Here is a 21,534-nt window from a genome sequence, read left to right as displayed (position 1 = left end):
TCTTTTTAACAGATTATCTGACTTAGGTGTGTTTTGAACTGCCTCTTATTTCTCGTGTCCAAGAAATGGGAGGCAGTTCAGTCCTAGGCATGAGAGGTTTTATTTAGGTGGTAAATACCGTTTGTAGAATAATAGAAGCCGTTTACGATAGTTATCAGTGAGATCGATTAAACGTAAACGATTAAAGTTCATACTAACACTGTAGAAGTATATTTATAGCTTTATAACTAATAAGCACCTTCATTTATTTGTAATTCAAAGAAATTGTAGGTGAAGAAATGAAAAGAGCGTACCGCTTCATTGTTTCTATCATAGTTGTCTTAATTGCACTTTCTTCGTTTTTGGTGGGAAAAGGGTTTTTAGAAATTTTTATTTCCCGAAAATTCGATTCTTGGCTTTCTAATCAGCCGCAATTTTATACGTCACAGATGTCTGATGAGACAAAAGAAACGTTTGTGTCGGTTGTTAGGTCTTACGCACAAACTCACAAGATGATTCTTATAACTAAGAAAACTGAATCAATTACTGAAGGGCCTAGGATATTGACCGTTGGCGTGCTATCTTCTCCAGGTAGTGAGGCTAACAGCTTTGATTCCTTTGATATTCTTGGTACCCAAGTTATAAATAGGCAAAAAATCAATGAACTCCTAGGACATTCTCCAGAGTCATATCTTGGCTACGGAATGGATACTAACAATAAGGTTAGTGACTTGCCGTATGTTTTGGGCTCAGTCTATTTCAAATTAGATCAAATTACTCCTGGCTATAATCTGGGAAATTCTTGTGCTGTTTTAGGCCTTTCTCCTGAAGAATTTGATGAATTGGTTAGTCAGATTTCAGAAGCTACTGGCCTACATAAAGAAAAATTTATTACTAATTATTCAGGATCAGCGGTTGAAATCGGACTCTTCTACTACGTTGCTGGAGTAACTTTTATAATCCTGAGCATATCGTTTTGTTTACTGACGTATTACAACTCGTTACAAGAATTAAAGAAACTCGGTGTTCACGTAATGCTTGGCTGGAGTAAGAGCGATTACGTCGTTCATCATTATTTTTTCTATTGTGCTTTAGCAGCTGTTTTACTGCCATTAGCCTTTATGTGGACAATGGTTAATTGCTCCGGATTTGATATTACTGGCAGTTTTTTACTGTTTACGTTTACCTCGGCAATGCCAGCAATACTTGTAGTTGTGGTTTCGGTACTAATTTCTGCTGCTCCACTTCTAACAATCCGCCCTGTAGATGCAATTTTAGGAAGACTGTCGCAAAAGGGTCTGTACGTTCTAACGGCGATAATTTATGCGCTTTGTTGTGTAGTAGTTTTTGCTGGTTCTACGTATATGGATGCTCCTATAACCATGTACTCAAATCTACTATCCACTCAAAAAAATTGGTCTGTATATAAAGATTGGTACATTGTCCGAAATCACGTTTCTCAAGGTAATTTCTTCAACGGCAGGCCAATGGATAAAAGTAAGGAATTATTCGATTGGTATAAAGACCACGAGCACGATACAGGTGTCTATATTGCTCATGTAAATCAAATAGGTGAGCCAACGCTAAATGCTTATGGAGTAAATCCTGCAATTTTGAAGCCATTTGATGTTCTGATTGCTTCCCCTTCTTATCTTAAAGAGATTGGGGTGTCGCTAACTAATGATCAAGTTAAAAAAGCAGAGAGTGGAACAAGGATTTATTTAGTTCCAAGCTCGTTCTCAGAAGAACAAAAATCCTTGTTGAGAGAACTTGTGGCTAGAAGCGACAAAATATTTGAGTCAGATATCGTTACACCCTATATGCAAAATCCTTCATCTGAATTTATTGAATACGATGCTAGTGGGGGATTTTTTACCTGGTCAACAAATATAGACAGCCCTTCTATAAGCACAAATGTTGTAATCAAAGTGGTAACCTCAAATAACATGGTTCCCAAAGAATCAGAGAGCTTAGTTGCTACGGGGCTTGATAATAGCTACATAAAGTTATCACCTGAGGCCGCTGCAAATTTGTTGGATTCCAGTGGTGTTGTAGAGCTCTCTGATGACGGTTTTGGAACACAGTTTAGTTCGATCGAGAGCTTTATAAAGGACTACAGAAAATCTCTGCAGGAGCTCTTCCTCTTATTCGGTGTTGTAATTGTGCTTATGTTTGCAGCTATAACAGTTATTCAAATAAGCATGATTTCAATTGTTCAGAGATTACATGAGAGAAAAATTGCTGTTGAATGTATGCTGGGATTTGGCATTTACAAGCAATACATAAATATTTTCCTCGTAGTGAATCTCATTGCACTTGTTGGAACACTTTGCATGATTGTCATAGGTTCAACTCTTGGAATAATAATGGGCTGCTTGATGTTATTGATTTCCAATTTGACTATCAGTATTTCTGCAAATAGAAGCACCATGAGAATTGTTCTAGACAATCTCTCTAAGGAGTAGTTATGAAAACATTTCTACAGGTAGATGCTCTCAATAAGTCATTTGGAAGCAACACAGTTCTTCATAACATTTCATTTGAGATAGAAAGTGGAGAGTCAGTGGCTCTCGTGGGCCCTTCTGGGTGTGGAAAATCAACGCTTCTTAATATCATCGGTCTTCTCGAGACGCTAGATTCAGGCACAATCAAGCTTGAGGGAAAAGCATATCCTTCAATCAATAGTAAAAAAGCAACGCTTATGAGGCGTACAGAGATCAATTATTTGTTCCAATCTTTTGCTCTCATTAATGACTGGAAAGTAAGCAAAAATCTCTTATTAGCGCTTCAATACACCAAGCTTTCAAAGCAGGAACAGGAACGTCTTATTAGAACTTCCTTGGAAAACTACGAGATTGGCGAGAAGTTCGATGCGGTTGTAAATGAGCTTTCTGGTGGAGAAAAGCAGAGAGTAGCAATTGCTCGAGCAATGATAAAACCGGGTAATTTAATTCTTGCTGACGAACCAACTGGATCACTTGATAAGGCTATGGCCACTATTGTTATAGACAGTTTGCTAGATTCCGTTCGCGCAAACCATAAGACGCTTCTTATGGTCACGCATGATATGAGTATTGCTCAACGTTGTGACCGAATTATTGAATTACCAAAGCATCAATAGAAGCGCAGGTGTAGTAAGGCACTTACAGTTTTAGCAATGCGTATTACAGGTGTTAAACAGAGCCTTAAGCAACCTTTACGGCAGGAAGGTTTGCGGTAGAGTCTGCGGACTCATCATCCTGTACGCGTGGCCATGAGCAGCTACGAACATCGTCAGAGGTTAGGCCAAGCCAACGAGCACGATGACCGTCAATCTTTGCTGGACGGCGATGGAGCCACAGAGAAATTCCCAGAGTCCAAAGAGGCAGCAAATAGAGGAAGCTTGCAGCCAGAAGGCTCATAGAAGGTGCGCCAATTGCAGAGAGTACCGAGATGTTTGAGATGGACCACGGAACCAGTGGAGCAAGAATTACAGCGCTATTCTCGATATCCAAGGCAAGGGCGCTGGAAGAGTTTTCTGCGTTCTCGCACAGGTCGTTTGTAAGCATAATAGCCAGCGTCTGGTTACAAGAAACCATCGAGGTAAACATGCTGGTAATCAGAACGCCAAAGAAAGGCGTGGAGTTATCGGAAAGGTCAGCTACCAGCTGGCACATACGGCGAAGCAGGTCAGTTGTTTGGAAAAGACCAGCGTAACTTGAAGAAATGGTCACGATTGTCAAAACGTTCATCATGGAAAAAACGCCGCCACCATTAACCATGTTTGCAACGGTAGCACCTGGAGCACGAAGGCCAAAGAGCAGAATGACTGGCAGGTCGGCAAGAGGAACGCGCTGGATGGTGACACACAGAATGCAAGCAAGTACCAAGCTGGATGCCATGGTAACAATGACATCAACTTTAAGAAGCGAGAAGACAATGACAAGAAGAGCTGGTGTGAGTGAAATTAAAGAGAGCCTAAAAGAGCGGCTGAGAAGACCAGTGACATCGGGGATAGTTCCCGTGTTTGCCATAAAGAAGTCCCACGCTACATAGATAGCGCATGCGGCAATGAAAGGCACTACGCTGGTACGAAGCATGCGGTTAATGTTTTTGGATAGATTAGTATCGGTAAGTTGTGAAACAAGAATTGCACTGGTAGACATAGGGGAGCAACGATCTCCAAAGTAGCTACCTGCAAGAACAGCGCCACCAATAAAGAACTCGCTTGCTCCAATTGCCTTACCAATAGACATGCAGATGATTCCCATGGTTGCAGCAGTACCAAATGCGGTACCCAGAAGCATGGACATCATGGTGCAGAGCAAGAATGTTGCCAGAATAAAGATAGATGGAGAAATAAGCGAAGCAGAAATGCTGACAATTTCTGGAATAGTTCCAGCTGCACGCCAGGCAGCACTCATAGCGCCAACCACAGCAAACAGTGCAATGATTGTTTTAACTTCCCAGACAGATTCAAAGGCTGCTAATAAAAGCTTTTTTGCGGAGATTTTACGAGAAAGTCCGTAACCAAAAAAGAGGAAGAAACCAATGGTCAAGATAGATGTAAGGGGAAAAGATAGGGCTGTACCTACGATGAGCATCACCGCAAAGGCACTCAGTACTATTAGCTCTACCATGCATCCACTCCAAACGAATTTCTTATGTAAATAGAGTAGGCAACTAAAAAGTTGAAGTCCAACTGTTTTCAATGGTTATAATTACAAGTAATTTTTGTAATACAGTGGGGGCAAAAATGAACTTTCAAACCATGGATTATTTTGTTGCCGTTGCAGAAGAAAAGAGCTTCACTAAGGCAGCTGAGCGTCTGAGCGTAACGCAGCAAACGCTCTCGGCAAATATTGCGGCAGCAGAAAAAGAACTTGGTTCTAAGCTGCTAGAACGTACGGTCCCGCTGTCGCTCACGTTTGCGGGAGAAGAGTTCTTGCGCTATGCCCGTAGGTTTCAGGCTCAGCGTCGCGCTATGGATCAAGAGTTTCTTGATATTGCGGGCAACGAGCGAGGTCGCCTGCGTGTTGGCGTCACTGCTACACGAGGTCACATCATCATGCCGCGCTCCATTGCTGCTTTCCAAAAATTGCACCCAAATATCTCCATTGAGCTTGATGAGGGCGAGAATGACGAGCTTGTTGAGTGGCTGTCCGAAGGTCAGCTTGACTTGATTGTTGCAACGGTTAATTCGTCGTCGTATGACTTGGTTGTTAAAAAGCTGTTTGACGAGAAGATCGTTCTGGTAGTTTCTCAAGCGCTTCTTGAATCTTTGTATGCAGATAAGGTTGACTCGGTTGTTGCGCAAGTCAAAAAGACGGGAAAGCTCACGGCCTTGGAAGCTTGCCCTTTCTTAACGGTAGGTAAGCGAGATATTGCTGGTAGTTTTGCTCGCCATGCGTTTGCCGCATCGGGCATTTCTCCTACCATCAAGGTTATGTCCAGAAACTCCGAGACGCTTTTGGCGCTTGCCATGAGAGGGGTGGGCGCGTGCTTCTTGCCATCAGAGCTGGTTGCTTCTTCTTACTACGACTCTGAAACGTCTGGTCTCCACATTATTGAGCTAGGAAAAGAGATGTCGTACTCGGTCAGCGTTGCCTGGCGCCGCACCGATCATGTGTGGAGCACAATCGAGTCATTTGCCCAGGTGCTTTCTGAGCAGCGCTACGTGGTTAAGCGAGGTGAGTAGCATGGACGCTCTTCAGACTGGCAATAACCTTGAGATTTTGTACCAAGATGAGTATCTGCTTGCCGTGAATAAGCCAGCGGGAATTATTGTTCACGCAGATGGTACCCATGAGCCTTCGCTAACCGATGTAGTTTGCGAGAAACTCCGTGCACTTGAGGGCTTAAGAGAGGTAGATCTTTCCCAGGTTCAAGCATTGAATCGTCTTGATAAGGAGACTACGGGCATAGTGCTCTTCTCGCTCAAAAAAGAAACGCAGCCTCAGTTTGACCAGCTTATTGCCTCTAAGGAGCTTTCCAAAGAGTATCTAGCTGCCGTTAAGGGAGCGTTTGAGCCAAATAAACTGCTGATAGATAAGGCAATTGGAAAAGATAGGCATGACGCTCAAAAGATGAGGGTCTCAGCAACAGGCAAACCTTCTCAAACGGAGGTATGTCTAGTAAAGGTTGCTTCATCAGCACAAGGTCAAACTCAAAGCTTGCTACTGGTCAATTTGCTGACAGGAAGAAAGCATCAAATTAGAGTGCATCTCTCGTCACTTGGATTTCCTCTGGTAGGAGACGCGCTGTATGGAAGCGTATCATCTCTGCAGCGCACCTCAAAAAAGAAGCATAGGCCGCAGCCGTTAATGCTCCATGCATATCGCGTTGGATTTATTCATCCAGTGACGGGCGCAAAAATTGTGATTAAAACGGATATTCCAGAGCGATTTTCTTATTTTGGTGTCACCGAGGTGGACTTATAGTACATACTTTGTGATAGAGACATACATTCATTTTGTGCGGATACGTTACCCAGACGTGCATAAAGTGAACGAGGAGGGGGAGAAATGCCTGGCACAATGCGAGGTGTCTATACCAACCTGACTGAAATCCGCAGGAAGGTATTTAAAGAAGTTTCAACGCTTGCGTATGAAAAAGCAGATAAGAGCGTTGATGAAATTGCTCGCCAGATGGAAGAGCTGCCTTACAAGATTATTCCTGGTGATATTGCTACGTATCGTGAGAGCGTCTTCTTGGAGCGCGCTATTGTTGGCGAGCGCATTCGCATGACTATGGGCATGCCTATGCAGGGCGTGGATCAGCCAGAAAAAATTTCTGACGGCCTAGAAGAGGCCTCTCGACCTGAGGTTTATTACCAGCCACCGCTGATTAACATCGTTAAGTTTGCGTGTAACGCCTGCGAGGACAACGTGTATCGCGTTACCAACGCGTGCCAAGGTTGTCTTGCGCACCCTTGTCGAGAGATTTGTCCTAAAGAGGCAATTAGCTTCGTAGACAAAAAGGCATACATTGACCAGGAGAAGTGCATTCAGTGTGGCATGTGCTTCAAGGTCTGCCCTTACCAGGCAATTCATCACCACGTACGTCCTTGTGCAGCCGCTTGCGGTATGGATGCTATTGGTTCTGATGAGCATGGTCGTGCAGATATTGATTACGAGAAGTGCGTATCTTGTGGCCAGTGTCTGGTCAACTGCCCCTTTGGCGCAATTGCCGATAAGAGCCAGATTTTCCAGGTAATTCAGGCTATCAATGAGGGTTACACCGTTGTTCCGATTGTGGCTCCTTCGTTTGTTGGTCAGTTTGGCAAGGGTAGCGTTGGTCGTCTTCGTGAGGCATTCAAGGAGATGGGATTCGCCGAGGTAGAAGAGGTAGCAACCGGTGCTGACCTCTGTACTGTTCAGGAAGCAGAAGACTTTGTCAAAGAAGTCCCAGAGAAGCTTCCCTTTATGGGAACAAGCTGCTGCCCTTCCTGGTCTGCAATGGCTAAAAAAGAGCATCCAGAGCATGCTGATGCTATCTCTATGGCACTCACCCCAATGGTTTTGACTGCTCGTCTGGTAAGAAAACAAAATCCAGAGTCCAAGATTGTCTTTATTGGACCATGCACCGCTAAGAAACTTGAGGCACTGCGTCGCTCCGTTAAGTCCGAGGTCGATTTTGTTCTGACCTTTGAGGAGCTTGCAGGAATGATGGAGTCTAAGGGCATTGACTACACCAAGCTTGATGATGACAACTCCGACTTTGAAAACGCCTCCCATGACGGTCGCGCCTTTGCAGTTGCTGGCGGCGTAGCAGGTGCCGTAGTAAACGTCATCCACCAGAAGTACCCTGATAAAGAAGTACCTATCATGGCTGTTGATGGCCTTGCTGAGTGCCGAGCCATGCTCAAGGATGCTGTTAAGGGTAAATATCCAGGTTATCTTCTTGAGGGCATGGCTTGCCCAGGAGGATGCGTTGGTGGCGCCGGTACGCTGAGCGCAGTCAACCGTGCTGCCGCAGCAGTTAAGCGTTACGCAAAGACCGCTTCCTCCGAGCTGGCTTCTGCTAATAAGTACAACGATCTTATTCCAGAACTTGCTGGTACGGTCTCTGCTGAGGTTGAGATCGCCGAGGTTCTTGAGGTTCAAAAACCTGTTGAGTAGGAACGTTCTCTCAAATCAAACGTAAAACGCCGGTGCGCTGCATCGGCGTTTTTTATGAGAAATGTAGCCCAATAAGGCAATCTACCAGGTAATAAAAAAGGATCTGCGATTAACAGATCCTTTAAGTTTTAGCTGAGAGATAGTCAACAAAAAGTTGATTAATTTGAATTACTCAGATTTTTCGTTTTTCATGGATGCATAGAACGTTGCATGTGCAAAAACGTCTTTAATGGTTTTTCCATTAATAAATGGAAGCGCGAGAAATTCGTCTACCGTTGGAACTAGTTCAGAACAATCTACAAAGTGGTTTTTTGAGTTTCTGATACTGGTGTCTTGAGCTCTCCATGCCTCAAAATTGACATCAGTGAGGTAATAAACCTGGTGTCCGACTTGCATGTACACAGAGTGGTTACTGTGCAGGTACTCTACCAGGTCTTCGTAAGAAATCTGGAGAACCTCAGAACTTTTCTTGCCCATGATGCAATCCTTTCCACGTCGCTTGCGCGCAAATTATGGACGCACTTTTATAGACTATACCGCCCTCAGAATACGCTTATTCAGATGAATTGAGAGGCATAGGCAAGCGGACGTTTTTTCTCGCTCAACGGCAATGAGCGGATGGTTGCAATTTTTAGTGCTACTATTTGAGAATTTCTTGCACCATCTCATCTGCAGTATCGCAGAGTGTGGTGGCACCTGCAGCTAGAAGCGTTTCTTTATCTCTAAATCCCCAGGTAACACTAATGCAAGGCATGCCACTGTTGCGTGCTGTTGCAACATCAACCTCAGAGTCTCCAATATAGACAGCGTCTTGAGGGTCAACACCAATTTGAGCAAGGGCGTAATGAACAGGCTCGGCATCAGGCTTTCTTTTAAGGTCATCTCGCTGACCCAGGGCAAAGTCAAATCTACCTGGGAAGAAATTGCTCATTAAATCTGCAATAGCAAAGTCTGGCTTGTTGGAAACAACAGCGCATTTAACACCTGCTGATCTGAGCGTATCTACCGCATCGAGGATGCCAGGGTAGGGCGCAGTGTTATCCAAGCTGTGATCAGCGTAGTGCTCCTTAAAGCATGCGAGAACGCACTGGTATGTTGCATCATCGGTACCCTCTGGCACAGCGTCACGGATAAGTTTAGCAACGCCATTTCCAACCATCTGACGTACTTTATCAACGGTATAGGTGGGCATGTTGAACTGCTCAAGGGCGTAATTGGTTGCCCAGGCAAGATCAACAATGGTGTTCAGAAGTGTTCCGTCTAGATCAAAAACAGCGGCTTTATAGGCCATGAAAGCTCCAAGTTCTTCTCGCCCTGTAAGAGGGCTCATGTGTATCAATTTCAGTCTAGCGTAAAAGTGTGACGGTAAGTTATTTATTCCTCGTGAATCTCCACTAAGTTTAGATTGAGAGGATTCGACTAAACGTTGGAGAGTACAATAGTCTATCTATGAGCAAGAACGTGCCGTCTACACGTTTTTGCCGTCTTGAAGGTGCTTTCCGATTTGGCACAGGGAAGCAAAGACGAAAGGATAAAAATGGATTGTTCCTCAGAAACCCCCCAGAATTATTCCGCTCATGCAGCTGTTGATTTGCACAGTATGCATACGCATACCTGCGGAGAGCTTCGCGCAGAGCATATCGGCCAGACTGTTACGCTCACTGGTTGGGTTTGGCGTCGTCGTGACTTTGGAGGCCTAATCTTTGTTGACCTTCGTGATCGCGAGGGTTTGACACAGATTTTATTTGACCCAGATGTTGATGCAGAAACATTTGCAACTGCAGAGACTATTCGTCCTGAGTGGCCTGTTTTGATTTCTGGTACGGTTCAGCATCGTTCTGAGGGTCAGACTAATGAGGCTCTTGCTACCGGTGAGGTAGAGGTACTTGCTTCCAAGATTGAGGTTCTTAACACCAGTGCAGTTCCACCATTCCAGATTGAGAATCACATTGATGTTAACGAGGACCTTCGCCTGAGATATCGCTACGTTGACCTGCGTCGTCCTCAGATGGCACAGAATCTTCGTATGCGTTCTGATTTTGCATTTGCGCTTCGTGAGGCTTTCCATAAGCGTGACTTTACCGAGGTAGAGACTCCAGCGCTGTTTAAATCTACTCCTGAGGGCGCTCGTGACTTCCTGGTTCCATCCAGAATGCAGGGCGGAAACTTCTACGCACTGCCACAGTCTCCACAGCTGCTGAAGCAGCTACTGATGATTGGCGGTATTGAGCGCTACTACCAGATTACTAAGTGCTTCCGTGACGAGGATCTTCGTGCAGATCGTCAGCCTGAGTTTACACAGGTTGATATGGAGATGGCATTTGTCCGCGAGGAAGATGTCATGGCCGAGCTTGAGGATATTCTGGGCGATGCATTTGCAAAGATGGGTATTGAGTTCCCAGCTCCACTGCGCAAGATTCAGTACTGGGACGCAATGGATACCTACGGCTCCGATAAGCCTGATACCCGCATTGGTATGGAGCTCCACGATGTCTCTGAGGTCTTCAAGCAGTCAAGCTTTAAGCTCTTTAGCTCTGCTGCTACAACAGAAGGCCAGTACGTCAAGGCAATCAACGTTAAGGGTGCAGGCACCTGGCCACGCTCTCAGGTAGATAAGCTTGCCGAGGTAGCCGCCGGCTTTGGTGCCAAGGGACTTGCGTGGGTTGCCTTCAAAGAGGACGGCTCCGTGGGAGGTCCTATTACCAAGTTCTTCTCGCCAGAAGAGCTTGAAGCACTGCGTGCAGAGATGTCTGCTGAGGCAGGGGACTTGATTCTCTTTGCTGTGGGCGGTCGCCTGGAGACAGATGAGATTCTTGGTGGTATGCGCCTGCATATGGCAAAGGTCTTGGATGTACCGCGAGAAGGTCATGATTTCCTTTGGGTTGTTAATTTCCCACTGTTCCACTGGGATGAGGAGACTCAGTCCTACGCTTCTGAGCATCAGCCCTTTACGCTTCCGCGTGAGGATGAGCTTGACCTTCTGGACACTGACCCTCTGGCTATGGGCTCGTATACGTACGACTTTGTTATGGATGGCTTTGAGGCTGGTGGCGGCGGAATGCGTATTCACAACGCTGAGCTGCAGCTTAAGATTCTGGAGAAACTCGGCTTTACTGAAGAGCGTGCAAAGGCTCAATTTGGCTTCTTGATGGAGGCTTTGACGTTTGGTGCACCTCCAATGGGCGGCTTTGCACTTGGTCTTGACCGCGTATGCATGTTGCTTGCAGGTGCTGATTCTATCCGTGATGTCATGGCGTTCCCAAAGACTACTTCTGGCTCTGATCTTATGTCTAGCGCTCCTTCACCTGTTTCTAATGAGCAGCTCAAGGAGGTTTCGCTTCAGACGCTTCCAAAAGAGGCATAAGCAAACCAAGCAAATCAAGCAAAGCAAGACAGTAAGGTACGTGGTGTTTTAGTAATGAATGACGCTTCTGTAAAAGAAAAAGCTCCATCTGCTCGTGCTGAGTTAAAGGTTATCTTGGACCACTTTGGCGCGTATAAAAAGGACTTTGTTTTGTCGGGACTCTGCGTGTTTGCAGAGTCCCTACTCGAATTAGTGATTCCTGTTCTCATGGCTCAAATTGTTGACCAGGGTATTTTGCAAGGCAACCTTCAGACTGTTTTTGTAAACGGTATCGTTATGGTTGTCTTTGCTCTTCTCGCCATGTTTGCCGGCATTGGCTATGCTCGCTACTCGGCAAAAGCGGCCATGGGACTAGGCGCACAACTGAGACAAGATGAATATCGCCGAATGGAAGAGTTTGCTTTTGCAAATCTTGATAAATACGATTCATCTTCTTTGGTTACGCGTTTGACCTCTGATGTAACCATTATTCAGAACGCCTTTGCAATGGGTACACGCCCGTTTATGCGTGGACCAATTATGCTGGTCATGGGCTTGGTTATGGCGTTTATTATGAGCCCAGAGCTGGCAGTAGTGTATTTTGCCGTGTTGCCTTTCTTGGCTATTGCACTCTTCTTTATTGTGAAGCGCGTTGGTCCTTTGTACCGCGTTATGCAAAGCGCAATGGATAAGCTTAACGAGGCACTGCAGGAAGACTTTGCCGCGGTGCGCGCAATCAAGGCATATGTCCGAGAAGGATATGTCTCCGAGCGCTTTGAAAAAGTTAATACCCAGTATGCACAGACTGCTACAAAGACCTTTGGCACGTCCGTCTTAAACCTGCCTATTTTCCAGGCTTCAATGTATGTTACTAACGTGGCCATTCTTTGGTTTGGCGGCCAGATGATTATGGCTGGTAGATTGGGTGTTGGTGAGCTTACGGGCTTCATGAGCTACGTGCTGCTTATCATGAACTCACTTATGATGATTTCTGGCGTGTTCTTGCTTACTGCTCGCGCTATTACCAGTGTGCGACGAATCGGAGAGATTCTTTCCGAGGAGCCTGCTATTGAGTCTCCAGAGCACGGCCTGACTGACGTTAAGAATGGTGCAGTACGCTTTGAAAACGTATCTTTCAAGTACAGCCAGAGTGCTGAAGAGGATGTCCTTGAAGACATTAATCTCTCGTTTGCGCCAGGCTCTACCGTTGGTATTCTCGGCGGCACCGGTTCCGGAAAAACCACTCTTATCCAGCTGATTGCGCGCTTGTACGATGCTACTGAAGGCACCGTATTTGTTGGCGAGAATGACGTCCGCTTCTACAATCTTGTTTCACTTCGTGATGCAGTATCTGTTGTCCTTCAGAAAAATGTGCTGTTCAGCGGTACCGTCCGCGACAACCTGCTCTGGGGAGATCCCAACGCTACTGACGAGGAGCTGCTTCACGCCTGCTCTATTGCATGTGTTGATGAGTTCCTAGATAGGATTGGCGGCTTGGACGGAGACCTTGGTCAGGGTGGCGTCAATGTTTCTGGTGGCCAGAAGCAGCGCCTTTGTATTGCGCGTGCGCTTTTGAAGAAGCCAAAAATTATCATTTTTGATGACTCTACTAGTGCAGTTGATACTGCAACCGACGCAAAGATCCGCGCAGGCCTTGCTGAGCTTGCTGACATGACAAAGATCATCATTGCCCAGCGTGTGAACTCGGTTATGGACTCAGATCAGATTGTCGTTCTTGATAACGGCAGGGTCCATATGACTGGCACTCACACAGAACTTCTCGCCAAGAGTCCTATCTATAGAGAACTGTATGAGTCGCAGATTGGCGGTAGTCAATCGGACATTGACGCTGCTGGTAAGGAGGTGTCACATGGCTAATCGCGCAGGAGGAGCACGTCCTCAAAACATCGGACATACCATTAGAGTGTTTGTCTCGTACTTAGGTCATGCTAAGAAGCGCCTTATGTTGGTGGCACTTCTTGTTTCTATCAGTGGTTTAGCAGCGCTCCTTGGTACTTACATGATTAAGCCTGTTGTTGCAGCAGTGGGCAGGGGAGATGTGAGCGCATTTACTCACCTTGTTGTATTTACAGCGGTTGTGTATGCAATTGGCGCTCTTACCAGTATTGGTTACACGCAAATTATGGTTCGTGCTGCTCAGAGGATTGTTTTTGACATCAGACGAGACCTTTTTGAGCACATTGAATCGCTGCCCCTAAGATTCTTTGACCAGCGTACCCGCGGCGATATCATGAGTTTCTTTACAAATGACGTGGATACTATTTCGGAAGCGCTCAATAACAGCTTTGCCAACCTTGTTCTGGCGTTTATTCAGATGGTTGGTACGCTTGTACTGCTCATTGTTCTTAACTGGCAGTTAACGCTTATCACTATTCTCTTTGACGTTTTGATTGTGATTTATGCACGCTATGCAAGTAAGCGCTCTGCCAAGCATTACTCGGTGCAGCAAAAGAGCCTTGGTGTTCTTAACGGTTTTGCAGAAGAAACAATCTCTGGCCTTAAAGTGGTTAAAGTTTTTAACCACGAGGATGCAAACTTTGCTGATTTTCAAAAGGTCAATGACGAGCTTAGACACTCTGGAACAAGTGCTCAGGGCTACGCAGCAACTATGGTCCCTATCACGGTTTCATTGACGTATATCAATTACGCTGTGGTCACTGTGGTTGGTGCTCTACTTGCCGTAAATGGACACGCGGATGTTGCAAGTCTTGCGTCCTACCTGGTCTTTGTTCGCCAGGCAGCCATGCCGTTCAACCAGTTCACGCAGCTCTCTAACTTCCTGCTTACCGCTCTTGCTGGAGCTGAGCGCATCTTTGCGGTTATGGAGATGACTCCCGAGGTTGACGAAGGCAAGGTTGACCTGGTCCGCGTTAGTGGTTACGAGTCAGGAGAAGAGTCCTGGGCTTGGGTCACACCGTCTGGCGAGAAAACCCCTCTTGCTGGAGACGTTCGCTTTGATGACGTAACCTTTGGATACGACGATGATCAGACGGTCCTTGCAAACCTCACGCTGTTTGCAAAGCCTGGTCAAAAGATTGCATTTGTTGGCTCAACTGGTGCTGGTAAAACAACCATTACTAACCTTATTAACCGCTTCTACGACGTTCGCAGTGGAACCATCACCTACGACGGCATCCCTATCAACGACATCAAGAAATCTGCACTAAGATCCTCACTGGGCATTGTTTTGCAGGACACACACCTGTTCACAGGTACCATTGCGGACAATATTCGCTTTGGTAAGTTAGACGCTACTGATGACGAGGTTATTGCTGCAGCAAAAATCGCAAACGCAGATAAGTTTATCCGTCGTATGCCACGTGGCTACAACACCGTACTTACCTCAGACGGCTCCAACCTTTCCCAAGGTCAGAGGCAGCTTCTGGCAATTGCGCGTGCTGCTATTGCTGATCCTCCCGTGCTTATCTTGGACGAGGCAACTTCCAGTATTGATACGCGTACTGAGGCACTTATCGAGAAGGGCATGGATGCCCTAATGGCAGGCCGTACTGTTTTTGTAATTGCTCATAGGCTGTCTACGGTTCGTAATTCGGACGCCATTATGGTTCTGGAGCACGGTCGTATTATTGAGCGTGGTACTCACGATGAGCTTATTGCAAAGCATGGAGAGTATTACCAGCTGTATACGGGATCGCGCGAGCTGGAGTAGGGGTGCTTTATGTTTGAAGCGTTAGCTGTGGCTCTTGGTGGAGCTCTGGGTAGTTTAGGTCGCTGGCAGTTGGGAGTCCTTTTTAAACAGTGGATTCCTAACCTGCCAGTTGGTACGTTTGCTGCAAATGTTGTTGCAGGTTTGATTATTGGCTTTGTAACAGGGCTTGATCTTGCAAGTCCACTTCAGCCACAGGTCAAGCTATTCTTAGCCGTGGGCCTTTGCGGAGGACTTTCGACCTTCTCGACCTTTTCAAATGAAACGTTGACCTTTATTCAAGCAGGTAATTGGACTGCTGCAGGTGTGAACATTGCAGTTAATGTTATAACGTGCCTGGCTGCTGTGTTTATTGGATTGAAATTATCAGCTGTTGTGTCGTAGCTTGATTATTCGATCGTCTAAATTAAAAGCTAGATATCCTTCTTTTGGATACCTAGCTTTTTAATTTGCTTCCTTCGATTGTAGTTGCCGCGTTTTTTTATTTTGTCATCTTAGGTAGTACAAAGAGCACAATTCCCATGGTAACAAGAGGAATACAAGCTACGCACACAAGTACAAAGAGTGCATTCTGAGCTCCTGCAAGGGTGCTTGTAGCTAAGTCTGTAGCTCCAAGCTGAGAAGCCGCTACAACGCCAGAAATAACGCTGGTGCCCATAGCGCCAAAGAGCTGCTGCATTGTGTTAATAACAGCATTTCCATCTGCCTTGCGGTCTTCCGATAAGTGTCCCAAGGCTACCGTAAAATTGTTTCCCATCTGAAGCGCCTGGCCAATGGCAAAGATAGCAAAAATATACGTGATCATTTCTACGGTAAGCACGTGAACAAAAAGCAGCAAAAGGAGCATGCTGGTAAGGCAGCAAAGAATGCCTGTAACAATAGGTTTTTTCGCTCCTAGCTTGTCTAAAATCTGACCAGAAATTGGTGCCATAACTGCACCAATAGCACATCCTGGAAGCATCTGAGCTCCTGCTGCGGAAGCGCCTGCACCCAGTACTAGCTGGGAGAAGTTAGGCAGAAGATATGACTGACCAAGAATAATAAATTGCAGAGCAACAATAGCAAAGAGCGAGAGTACAAAGCCCTTCTCGCTAAATACTTCAAGGTTAATGATAGGGATTTTTGTAGATTTATTAGATTGCTCCTGGTGTTTAAAGGAGTTTTCGTGACGCACAAAGAACATAAGTGAGCCCACAAAAATCATAATTGCGAGCAAAACAGGAATGCTAAGCAGGCCAAACGCGCTGGACTCGTCAATAACAAAGATAAGCGCAATAAAACTTACGGTAAGCAGCAGCCAGCCAAAGACATCAAAAGAAATCACTTCAGTCTCATGGCTCTGTTGGATTGAACTAATTCCCAGAATAAACGCCACAATCAAGAAGGGGAGAAGTCCGGCAAAGATCATTCGCCAGCCAAGATGCTCTGCAATCCAGCCACCAGCTGAAGGTCCTACTGCAGGTGCAACGGCGGTAACTAGCATGCCGATGCCCATCATGACACCCATATTTTTAAGTGGAGCCTGTTCGGTGATGATGTTGAACATCAGTGGTAGTGCGAGACCAGTGCCAATTCCTTCTAAAATACGGCCAAGCAGCAATAACATAAACGTTGGAGCAGCAAATCCACAAAGAATGCCGCTGATGTAGAAGATCATGGCTACGGTAAAGATACTTTTAGTTTTGAATCGTCTGTTTAAAAACGACGACATAGGCATGATAATAGCAAGAATCAAAAGGTACGAAGTAGTCATCCATTGTACCGTTGAGGTGCCAATAGAGAATTCCTCCATCAACGTTGGAAACGTCACGTTCATGGCAGTTTCTACGACAACTCCCGAGAAAGACATAATTCCTGTTGCAATTACAGAAAGAACAAGTTTTGCGTTGAGCTCTCTTTTAAACATACAATCCCTTCTTTTCTCGGCGGACATCGTAACACTATTCAAAGTAGGTTTTAATACTGTTGTCGTATTCTTTGAGTTTTTAATATGTTTTTATTTATAGAGAATGTCATTTCATAGGTTATTTTTTCTTTTTATTGGAGTAAATAAGTGGTATAAATAACTTAAAGAGGTGATGAAGATGTCTAGTTCTTTTATTGCCAGACGAACATATCTACCATCTAAAAATGAAATTTCTAGGTTCTAATAATTTCTTTGTTTATATATTAAATGCCCTGTGGAGTGATATTTCTGGACATGAATTAATTACCTCAATAGTGGGCTTTTGATTATTTAGGAGTATGAGTTTATGGGAGCACCAGAAATAATAATTCTTATTGTTCTTTTTCTAATCTTATCCGTCATGTTTTTCTTTGGACGAAAGGCTCTTATTTGGCTTTCTCGGTATCTCAAGAAACTTGATGGCTTACAGGATTCTATTGATGATTTGAATAGAAAAATATAAGCAACGATTTGGTCAACTGAAGTTAGAAGAACGGGGTGGCTTAAACCACCCCGTTCTGCTTAACAATATTGCGTGTTAGCAAGCTGTTTATTTAGCTTTGCCCTGGTTAGCAACAGCGTTAATCTTTGCCTCGATGACAGCTGGATCGCCAATATAGTGCTTGTCAACAATGTTCCAATCCTTGTCAAAGGTGTATGCGCAAGGAATGCCAGTTGGGATGTTAACCTCAAGAATTTCTTCTGGAGTGAGGTGCTCAAACTGCATAACAAGAGCGCGAAGGCTGTTGCCGTGTGCAGCAATAAGAACACGCTTACCTGCCTCAAGCTGTGGCTTGATCTCCTGCTCGAAGTAAGGCCATGCACGTGCAATGGTGTCCTTCAGGCACTCGGTGTAAGGAAGATCCTCTGCTGGAACATCGCGGAACATTTCCTGAACGTGAGGATCGCGCTCGTCGCCTGGCTCAAGAGCTGGTGGCTGGACATCAAAGGAACGACGCCAAATCTTTACCTGCTCCTCGCCGTGCTCAGCAGCTGCATCAGCCTTGTTGAGGCCCTGAAGTGCACCATAGTGGCGCTCGTTCAGACGCCAAGTCTTATGAACAGGAAGCCAGTTACGGTCAAGCTCATCAAGAACATGATTCAGAGTGTGAATAGCACGCTTGAGCAGAGAAGTGTAGCAAACATCAAAGTCATAGCCAGCCTCTTTGAGAGCACGGCCGCCAGCTGCTGCCTCCTCGTGACCAGTCTCGGTAAGGTCAACGTCAGTCCAACCAGTGAACAGGTTGAGCTTGTTCCACTCAGACTCACCGTGGCGAACAATAACAAGGTGCATGTACTGATCTTCAGCCATTAGGCTTCCTTTCTACGCGTCAAACTTTGTGCACCATACGTGGTAAACACCAAGTTTTTGGCAATACTTTACATACAGGTGCAAGACAAAACGCTTGCGAATAATATTCTACCGCACACCGAAAAATACACGCGAATCAATGACAAAAAGATTTTTTATATCGCGTGTGCCAACTTTGACTGAGAGCGCAGTTCTCAATTGTTTTGGTAAGAATTTAGATTTTGCAAATAATTTATGATTTAGCGTATGCAAGCATGTAATGAGGGTATAGTATGCCGTAGTTAACAAATTGAGGAGTATCTGTATGAGTCCTATTGATATTTTGGTTGTCCTTATTGTCATTGCTCTTGTTGCTCTTTGTGTCCGCTCTCAACTTAAGAGCGCAAAAGAGGGTTCTTGTTCTGGATGCTCTTCTTCCAGTAGCTGCGGCACTCATCATGGTGGAGATGGTCACTGCGGTGTTGCTCAGAAAATGATTTCTGACGTTGATAAGGCTTTTGACGCTCAATAGGTCAATTGTCACAATTTCATTAACAATTTTTTACCATTCGCCCGGTTTCAGGGAAGTGGAAACATAGCCGTAACAAGAATGTGTCATGGTAGTTACGATTCCAGTTTTCTGACCCGGGAGGACCGTATGAGTACGGATAAGAAAATTGACTATATTCTTCGCACGGTAGAGGAACGAGACGTTCGCTACCTGCGTCTTTGTTTTACCGATGTGCTCGGCGGATTAAAAGCTCTCTCCATTTCCCCCGAGGAGCTAGAAGAGGCTTTTGTTGAGGGCATTGGTTTTGACGGCTCCAACGTTGACGGCTTTGCTTCCCAGGAGCAGTCCGATCTTCTCGCATTCCCTGACGCAGATACGTTCCAGATTCTTCCATGGAAGACAGATGACGGTGTAGTTGCAAACGTATTCTGCGATATTCAGACTCCTCGACGTGAGGCTTTTACAGGCGATCCACGCCTTGTACTGAGAAATGCTTTTATTAAGGCAGAAGACCTTGGCTATGTTGCAAATGTTGGCCCTAAGCTTGAGTATTTTTATTTTGTGAGCGGGACTGAGCCAAAGCCTATTGATCAGGCTGGATACCTTGATTTGAATTCTGCTGATCTCAGCCATAGTCTTCGATACTCCACGTCTCGTGCACTTGAGAATCTTTCTATTCCTGTTCAGTATTCTTTCCATGCAGCTGGCCCTGCTCAAAACGGCGTTGAGCTCCGTTATGCAGAAGCACTAACTTGCGCGGATAACATTGTTACTGCTCGTCTGGTTATCAGACATATTGCAACACTTCACGGTGTGTTTGCTTCGTTTATGCCAAAGCCTCTTCAGGGTGTCCCTGGCTCAGCCATGCTTTTGAATCAATCGCTTCTTGACCACGATGGCGAGTCTCTGTTCTGGGCTCCAAAGACTGAGAGCGAGGCCCACCTTTCTGAGCTTGCTCAACACTACATTGCAGGTCTTATTAAGTACGCTCCCGAGTACATGCTTATTACTAACCCAACGGTTAATTCCTATAAGCGTTTTGATCGTGATGCTATTCCTGCCTATGCAACCTGGGGTCGTAAAAACCGTTCTGCTATGGTTCGTATTCCTACGCATAAGCCAGGAAAGCATGTTGCCACCCGTGCTGAACTGCGTATTCCTGATCCAACTGCAAACCCTTATTTGGCTAATGCTGTCACGCTTATGGCTGGACTTAAGGGTATTGAAGAAGGCCTCTTGCTTCCTGAGGAGTTTGTAGGCGGAAATCCTGCCGATTATGGCGAGAAGCTCCCAATTAATCTTGGAGAGGCACTTGAGCGCTTCAAGCAGTCAGAGCTTCTTAAAGATGTTCTTGGTGAGCACATCTTCTCGTACCTGTGCGAGCGCAAGGCAGAGGAGTGGCGTGAGTATTGCCTGGCAGTTACTGACTGGGATACGCAAAAGTATTACGCTGGTTGCTAAGCAACTATTTCTCTTGCTGTTATATGTTTCTTTGAACCCTGCTCTGATTTATTCAGAGCAGGGTTTTTTGACGAGAAACCCTTGTTTCACGCAAAGAATGTAGCCTTCTTATTCGAATTGTTACCGTTTTATGAACTGAAAAAATTACTTTTACCTGGGTTTTATTGGATAGAATGACTAAATAGTAGTCATTTATTCAAAGAAGTTGTTCTTCTCGCCATTTTTATGCAATAAAAACGAGAAATACGATGAAAATTATAAGTAGATTTTTCATATTTGCTTTCTATAATTCATTCCAATGAATTTCAGCTCAGATTTTATTCAGGAAGAGGCAAATATGAAATCGTCACTGGTTACTACCGTTAAAAAGAATGCTCTAAAGGGCGTAGCTGCTGTTTTTATGGCATGTGCACTTGTTGGTCTTATGGCTTGCTCGTCACCTAAGCAAGAAAATACTCAGCAGGGTACTACTTCATCCTCTGATTCAAGCTATACGCTGGTAACTAAGGGTCATCTGACTGTTGTTGCAGAGCTTGGTTTCCAGCCTTTTGAGTATTTTGAAGGCAACTCAACTACTCCTGTTGGTTTTGACGTTGATCTTATTACCGAGATTGCAAAGAGACTCAATCTTGAGGTTACGTACCTGCCAAACCAGAAGTTTGACACTCTTATTCCAACTATTAAGCAGGGTGGCAAAGCAGACGTTGCTATCGCAGGTATTACCATCACTGATGAGCGCTCTCAGGAAGTAGACTTCACTACTTCTTACCTCGACTCCAATCAGTCCCTAGTTGTTAAGTCTGGCAGCACCGAGACCGAGCAGTCGCTCAATGATGCTTCCAAGAAGGTTGTTGTTCAGACAGGTACTTCCGGCGAGGATTGGGCTAAGGAGAACCTTCCAAAGGCAACTATTGTTTCTATAGACGATGTTGCTGCAGCAATGGCAGGAGTCCAAACTGGTTTGTACGACGCTATGGTCATTGATCTTCCTGTTGCTTCCAACCTGATTAGCACTTCATATTCTGACCTGATAATTGCAAAAGAGATTCCAACAGGCGAGCAGTACGGCATTGTAGTTTCCAAGGACAATCCTGCGCTGACCGAGGCAATCAACAAGGTTCTTGCAGACATGGAGAAGGACGGAACCATGACTTCTCTCAAAACCAAATGGTTTGGCTCTAACATCTAGTTTTACCAGCTCAGCAAAAGTGTTTGAA

Annotated in this window: 17 protein-coding genes; 12 read left to right on the top strand and 5 right to left on the bottom strand. The window is 45.3% G+C overall.

What is annotated here, in order from left to right:
* The first annotated feature begins 278 nt into the window (after window positions 1–278).
* Both HMPREF1492_RS01805 and HMPREF1492_RS01800 read left to right on the top strand, forming a co-directional pair.
* Entirely contained in the window at window positions 279–2,444 is a 2,166-nt protein-coding gene (locus HMPREF1492_RS01805) for a bacteriocin-associated integral membrane family protein (protein ID WP_035435279.1), read from the top strand.
* Window positions 2,445–2,446: 2 nt separating this feature from the next.
* A complete protein-coding gene (locus HMPREF1492_RS01800; RefSeq protein ID WP_035435276.1) occupies window positions 2,447–3,100 on the top strand; it encodes an ABC transporter ATP-binding protein in 654 nt (217 codons plus the stop codon).
* 64 nt (window positions 3,101–3,164) lie between these two features.
* Here HMPREF1492_RS01800 and HMPREF1492_RS01795 read toward each other — a convergent pair whose 3' ends face one another.
* A complete protein-coding gene (locus tag HMPREF1492_RS01795; RefSeq protein ID WP_286127984.1) occupies window positions 3,165–4,670 on the bottom strand; it encodes a Na+/H+ antiporter NhaC family protein in 1,506 nt (501 codons plus the stop codon).
* 44 nt (window positions 4,671–4,714) lie between these two features.
* Here HMPREF1492_RS01795 and HMPREF1492_RS01790 point away from each other — a divergent pair, with 44 nt between their 5' ends.
* From HMPREF1492_RS01790 to HMPREF1492_RS01780, 3 genes are all read left to right on the top strand, one after another.
* On the top strand, window positions 4,715–5,656 hold the full coding sequence (locus tag HMPREF1492_RS01790; protein WP_035435271.1) for a LysR family transcriptional regulator: 942 nt from the start codon (window positions 4,715–4,717) through the stop codon (window positions 5,654–5,656).
* 1 nt (window position 5,657) lies between these two features.
* A complete protein-coding gene (locus tag HMPREF1492_RS01785) occupies window positions 5,658–6,398 on the top strand; it encodes an RluA family pseudouridine synthase (RefSeq protein WP_035435269.1) in 741 nt (246 codons plus the stop codon).
* 84 nt (window positions 6,399–6,482) lie between these two features.
* Window positions 6,483–8,078, top strand: a complete 1,596-nt coding sequence (locus HMPREF1492_RS01780; protein ID WP_035435267.1) for a 4Fe-4S dicluster domain-containing protein — start codon at window positions 6,483–6,485, stop codon at window positions 8,076–8,078.
* Window positions 8,079–8,246: 168 nt separating this feature from the next.
* Here the strand turns inward: HMPREF1492_RS01780 and HMPREF1492_RS01775 are convergent, their stop codons facing one another.
* Entirely contained in the window at window positions 8,247–8,555 is a 309-nt protein-coding gene (locus tag HMPREF1492_RS01775; RefSeq protein ID WP_035435265.1) for a hypothetical protein, read from the bottom strand.
* A gap of 163 nt (window positions 8,556–8,718) precedes the next feature.
* On the bottom strand, window positions 8,719–9,369 hold the full coding sequence (locus HMPREF1492_RS01770) for an HAD family hydrolase (protein ID WP_035435263.1): 651 nt from the start codon (window positions 9,367–9,369) through the stop codon (window positions 8,719–8,721).
* Between the two features lie 246 nt (window positions 9,370–9,615).
* On the opposite strand from HMPREF1492_RS01770, the gene aspS reads away from it, so the two are divergent.
* The 4 genes from aspS to crcB are packed head-to-tail and all read left to right on the top strand — an operon-like array spanning window position 9,616 to window position 15,493.
* Window positions 9,616–11,442 carry an aspartate--tRNA ligase gene (gene aspS, locus HMPREF1492_RS01765; protein ID WP_035435260.1) on the top strand — a complete coding sequence of 609 codons (1,827 nt, stop codon included), beginning with the start codon at window positions 9,616–9,618 and terminating at the stop codon, window positions 11,440–11,442.
* A gap of 54 nt (window positions 11,443–11,496) precedes the next feature.
* Complete coding sequence (locus HMPREF1492_RS01760) at window positions 11,497–13,299, top strand: ABC transporter ATP-binding protein (RefSeq protein ID WP_051479339.1); 1,803 nt, start codon at window positions 11,497–11,499, stop codon at window positions 13,297–13,299.
* Window positions 13,292–15,112: an ABC transporter ATP-binding protein gene (locus tag HMPREF1492_RS01755; protein WP_035435257.1), complete on the top strand. Its 1,821-nt coding sequence runs from the start codon at window positions 13,292–13,294 to the stop codon at window positions 15,110–15,112. The genes HMPREF1492_RS01760 and HMPREF1492_RS01755 overlap by 8 nt, the downstream gene beginning before the upstream one ends.
* Window positions 15,113–15,121: 9 nt before the next feature.
* On the top strand, window positions 15,122–15,493 hold the full coding sequence (gene crcB, locus HMPREF1492_RS01750; RefSeq protein ID WP_035435254.1) for a fluoride efflux transporter CrcB: 372 nt from the start codon (window positions 15,122–15,124) through the stop codon (window positions 15,491–15,493).
* A gap of 97 nt (window positions 15,494–15,590) precedes the next feature.
* Here the strand turns inward: crcB and HMPREF1492_RS01745 are convergent, their stop codons facing one another.
* Together HMPREF1492_RS01745 and gpmA are read right to left on the bottom strand one after the other, a co-directional pair.
* Window positions 15,591–17,015 carry an MFS transporter gene (locus tag HMPREF1492_RS01745; protein ID WP_051479338.1) on the bottom strand — a complete coding sequence of 475 codons (1,425 nt, stop codon included), beginning with the start codon at window positions 17,013–17,015 and terminating at the stop codon, window positions 15,591–15,593.
* Between the two features lie 589 nt (window positions 17,016–17,604).
* Complete coding sequence (gpmA, locus tag HMPREF1492_RS01740) at window positions 17,605–18,366, bottom strand: 2,3-diphosphoglycerate-dependent phosphoglycerate mutase (RefSeq protein ID WP_035433192.1); 762 nt, start codon at window positions 18,364–18,366, stop codon at window positions 17,605–17,607.
* A gap of 304 nt (window positions 18,367–18,670) precedes the next feature.
* On the opposite strand from gpmA, the gene HMPREF1492_RS01735 reads away from it, so the two are divergent.
* From HMPREF1492_RS01735 to HMPREF1492_RS01725, 3 genes are all read left to right on the top strand, one after another.
* Window positions 18,671–18,877: a FeoB-associated Cys-rich membrane protein gene (locus HMPREF1492_RS01735; protein ID WP_035431909.1), complete on the top strand. Its 207-nt coding sequence runs from the start codon at window positions 18,671–18,673 to the stop codon at window positions 18,875–18,877.
* Between the two features lie 126 nt (window positions 18,878–19,003).
* A complete protein-coding gene (locus tag HMPREF1492_RS01730; protein WP_035435250.1) occupies window positions 19,004–20,317 on the top strand; it encodes a glutamine synthetase family protein in 1,314 nt (437 codons plus the stop codon).
* A gap of 337 nt (window positions 20,318–20,654) precedes the next feature.
* A complete protein-coding gene (locus HMPREF1492_RS01725; RefSeq protein ID WP_035435247.1) occupies window positions 20,655–21,506 on the top strand; it encodes an ABC transporter substrate-binding protein in 852 nt (283 codons plus the stop codon).
* Window positions 21,507–21,534: the final 28 nt, after the last annotated feature.

Source organism: Atopobium sp. BS2, assembly GCF_000565075.1.
Classification (GTDB): Bacteria; Actinomycetota; Coriobacteriia; order Coriobacteriales; family Atopobiaceae; genus Lancefieldella.
This window is presented reverse-complemented; position numbering and strand designations above follow the sequence as displayed.

What these genes read in the sequence shown, in the direction of transcription:
- HMPREF1492_RS01805 (WP_035435279.1), top strand. Translation starts at nt 279, where the DNA reads ATGAAAAGAGCGTACCGCTTCATTGTTTCTATCATAGTTGTCTTAATT.
- HMPREF1492_RS01800 (WP_035435276.1), top strand. Translation starts at nt 2,447, where the DNA reads ATGAAAACATTTCTACAGGTAGATGCTCTCAATAAGTCATTTGGAAGC.
- HMPREF1492_RS01790 (WP_035435271.1), top strand. Translation starts at nt 4,715, where the DNA reads ATGAACTTTCAAACCATGGATTATTTTGTTGCCGTTGCAGAAGAAAAG.
- HMPREF1492_RS01785 (WP_035435269.1), top strand. Translation starts at nt 5,658, where the DNA reads ATGGACGCTCTTCAGACTGGCAATAACCTTGAGATTTTGTACCAAGAT.
- HMPREF1492_RS01780 (WP_035435267.1), top strand. Translation starts at nt 6,483, where the DNA reads ATGCCTGGCACAATGCGAGGTGTCTATACCAACCTGACTGAAATCCGC.
- HMPREF1492_RS01775 (WP_035435265.1), bottom strand. Translation starts at nt 8,555, where the DNA reads ATGGGCAAGAAAAGTTCTGAGGTTCTCCAGATTTCTTACGAAGACCTG.
- HMPREF1492_RS01770 (WP_035435263.1), bottom strand. Translation starts at nt 9,369, where the DNA reads ATGGCCTATAAAGCCGCTGTTTTTGATCTAGACGGAACACTTCTGAAC.
- aspS (WP_035435260.1), top strand. Translation starts at nt 9,616, where the DNA reads ATGGATTGTTCCTCAGAAACCCCCCAGAATTATTCCGCTCATGCAGCT.
- HMPREF1492_RS01760 (WP_051479339.1), top strand. Translation starts at nt 11,497, where the DNA reads ATGAATGACGCTTCTGTAAAAGAAAAAGCTCCATCTGCTCGTGCTGAG.
- HMPREF1492_RS01755 (WP_035435257.1), top strand. Translation starts at nt 13,292, where the DNA reads ATGGCTAATCGCGCAGGAGGAGCACGTCCTCAAAACATCGGACATACC.
- crcB (WP_035435254.1), top strand. Translation starts at nt 15,122, where the DNA reads ATGTTTGAAGCGTTAGCTGTGGCTCTTGGTGGAGCTCTGGGTAGTTTA.
- HMPREF1492_RS01745 (WP_051479338.1), bottom strand. Translation starts at nt 17,015, where the DNA reads ATGTTTAAAAGAGAGCTCAACGCAAAACTTGTTCTTTCTGTAATTGCA.
- gpmA (WP_035433192.1), bottom strand. Translation starts at nt 18,366, where the DNA reads ATGGCTGAAGATCAGTACATGCACCTTGTTATTGTTCGCCACGGTGAG.
- HMPREF1492_RS01735 (WP_035431909.1), top strand. Translation starts at nt 18,671, where the DNA reads ATGAGTCCTATTGATATTTTGGTTGTCCTTATTGTCATTGCTCTTGTT.
- HMPREF1492_RS01730 (WP_035435250.1), top strand. Translation starts at nt 19,004, where the DNA reads ATGAGTACGGATAAGAAAATTGACTATATTCTTCGCACGGTAGAGGAA.
- HMPREF1492_RS01725 (WP_035435247.1), top strand. Translation starts at nt 20,655, where the DNA reads ATGAAATCGTCACTGGTTACTACCGTTAAAAAGAATGCTCTAAAGGGC.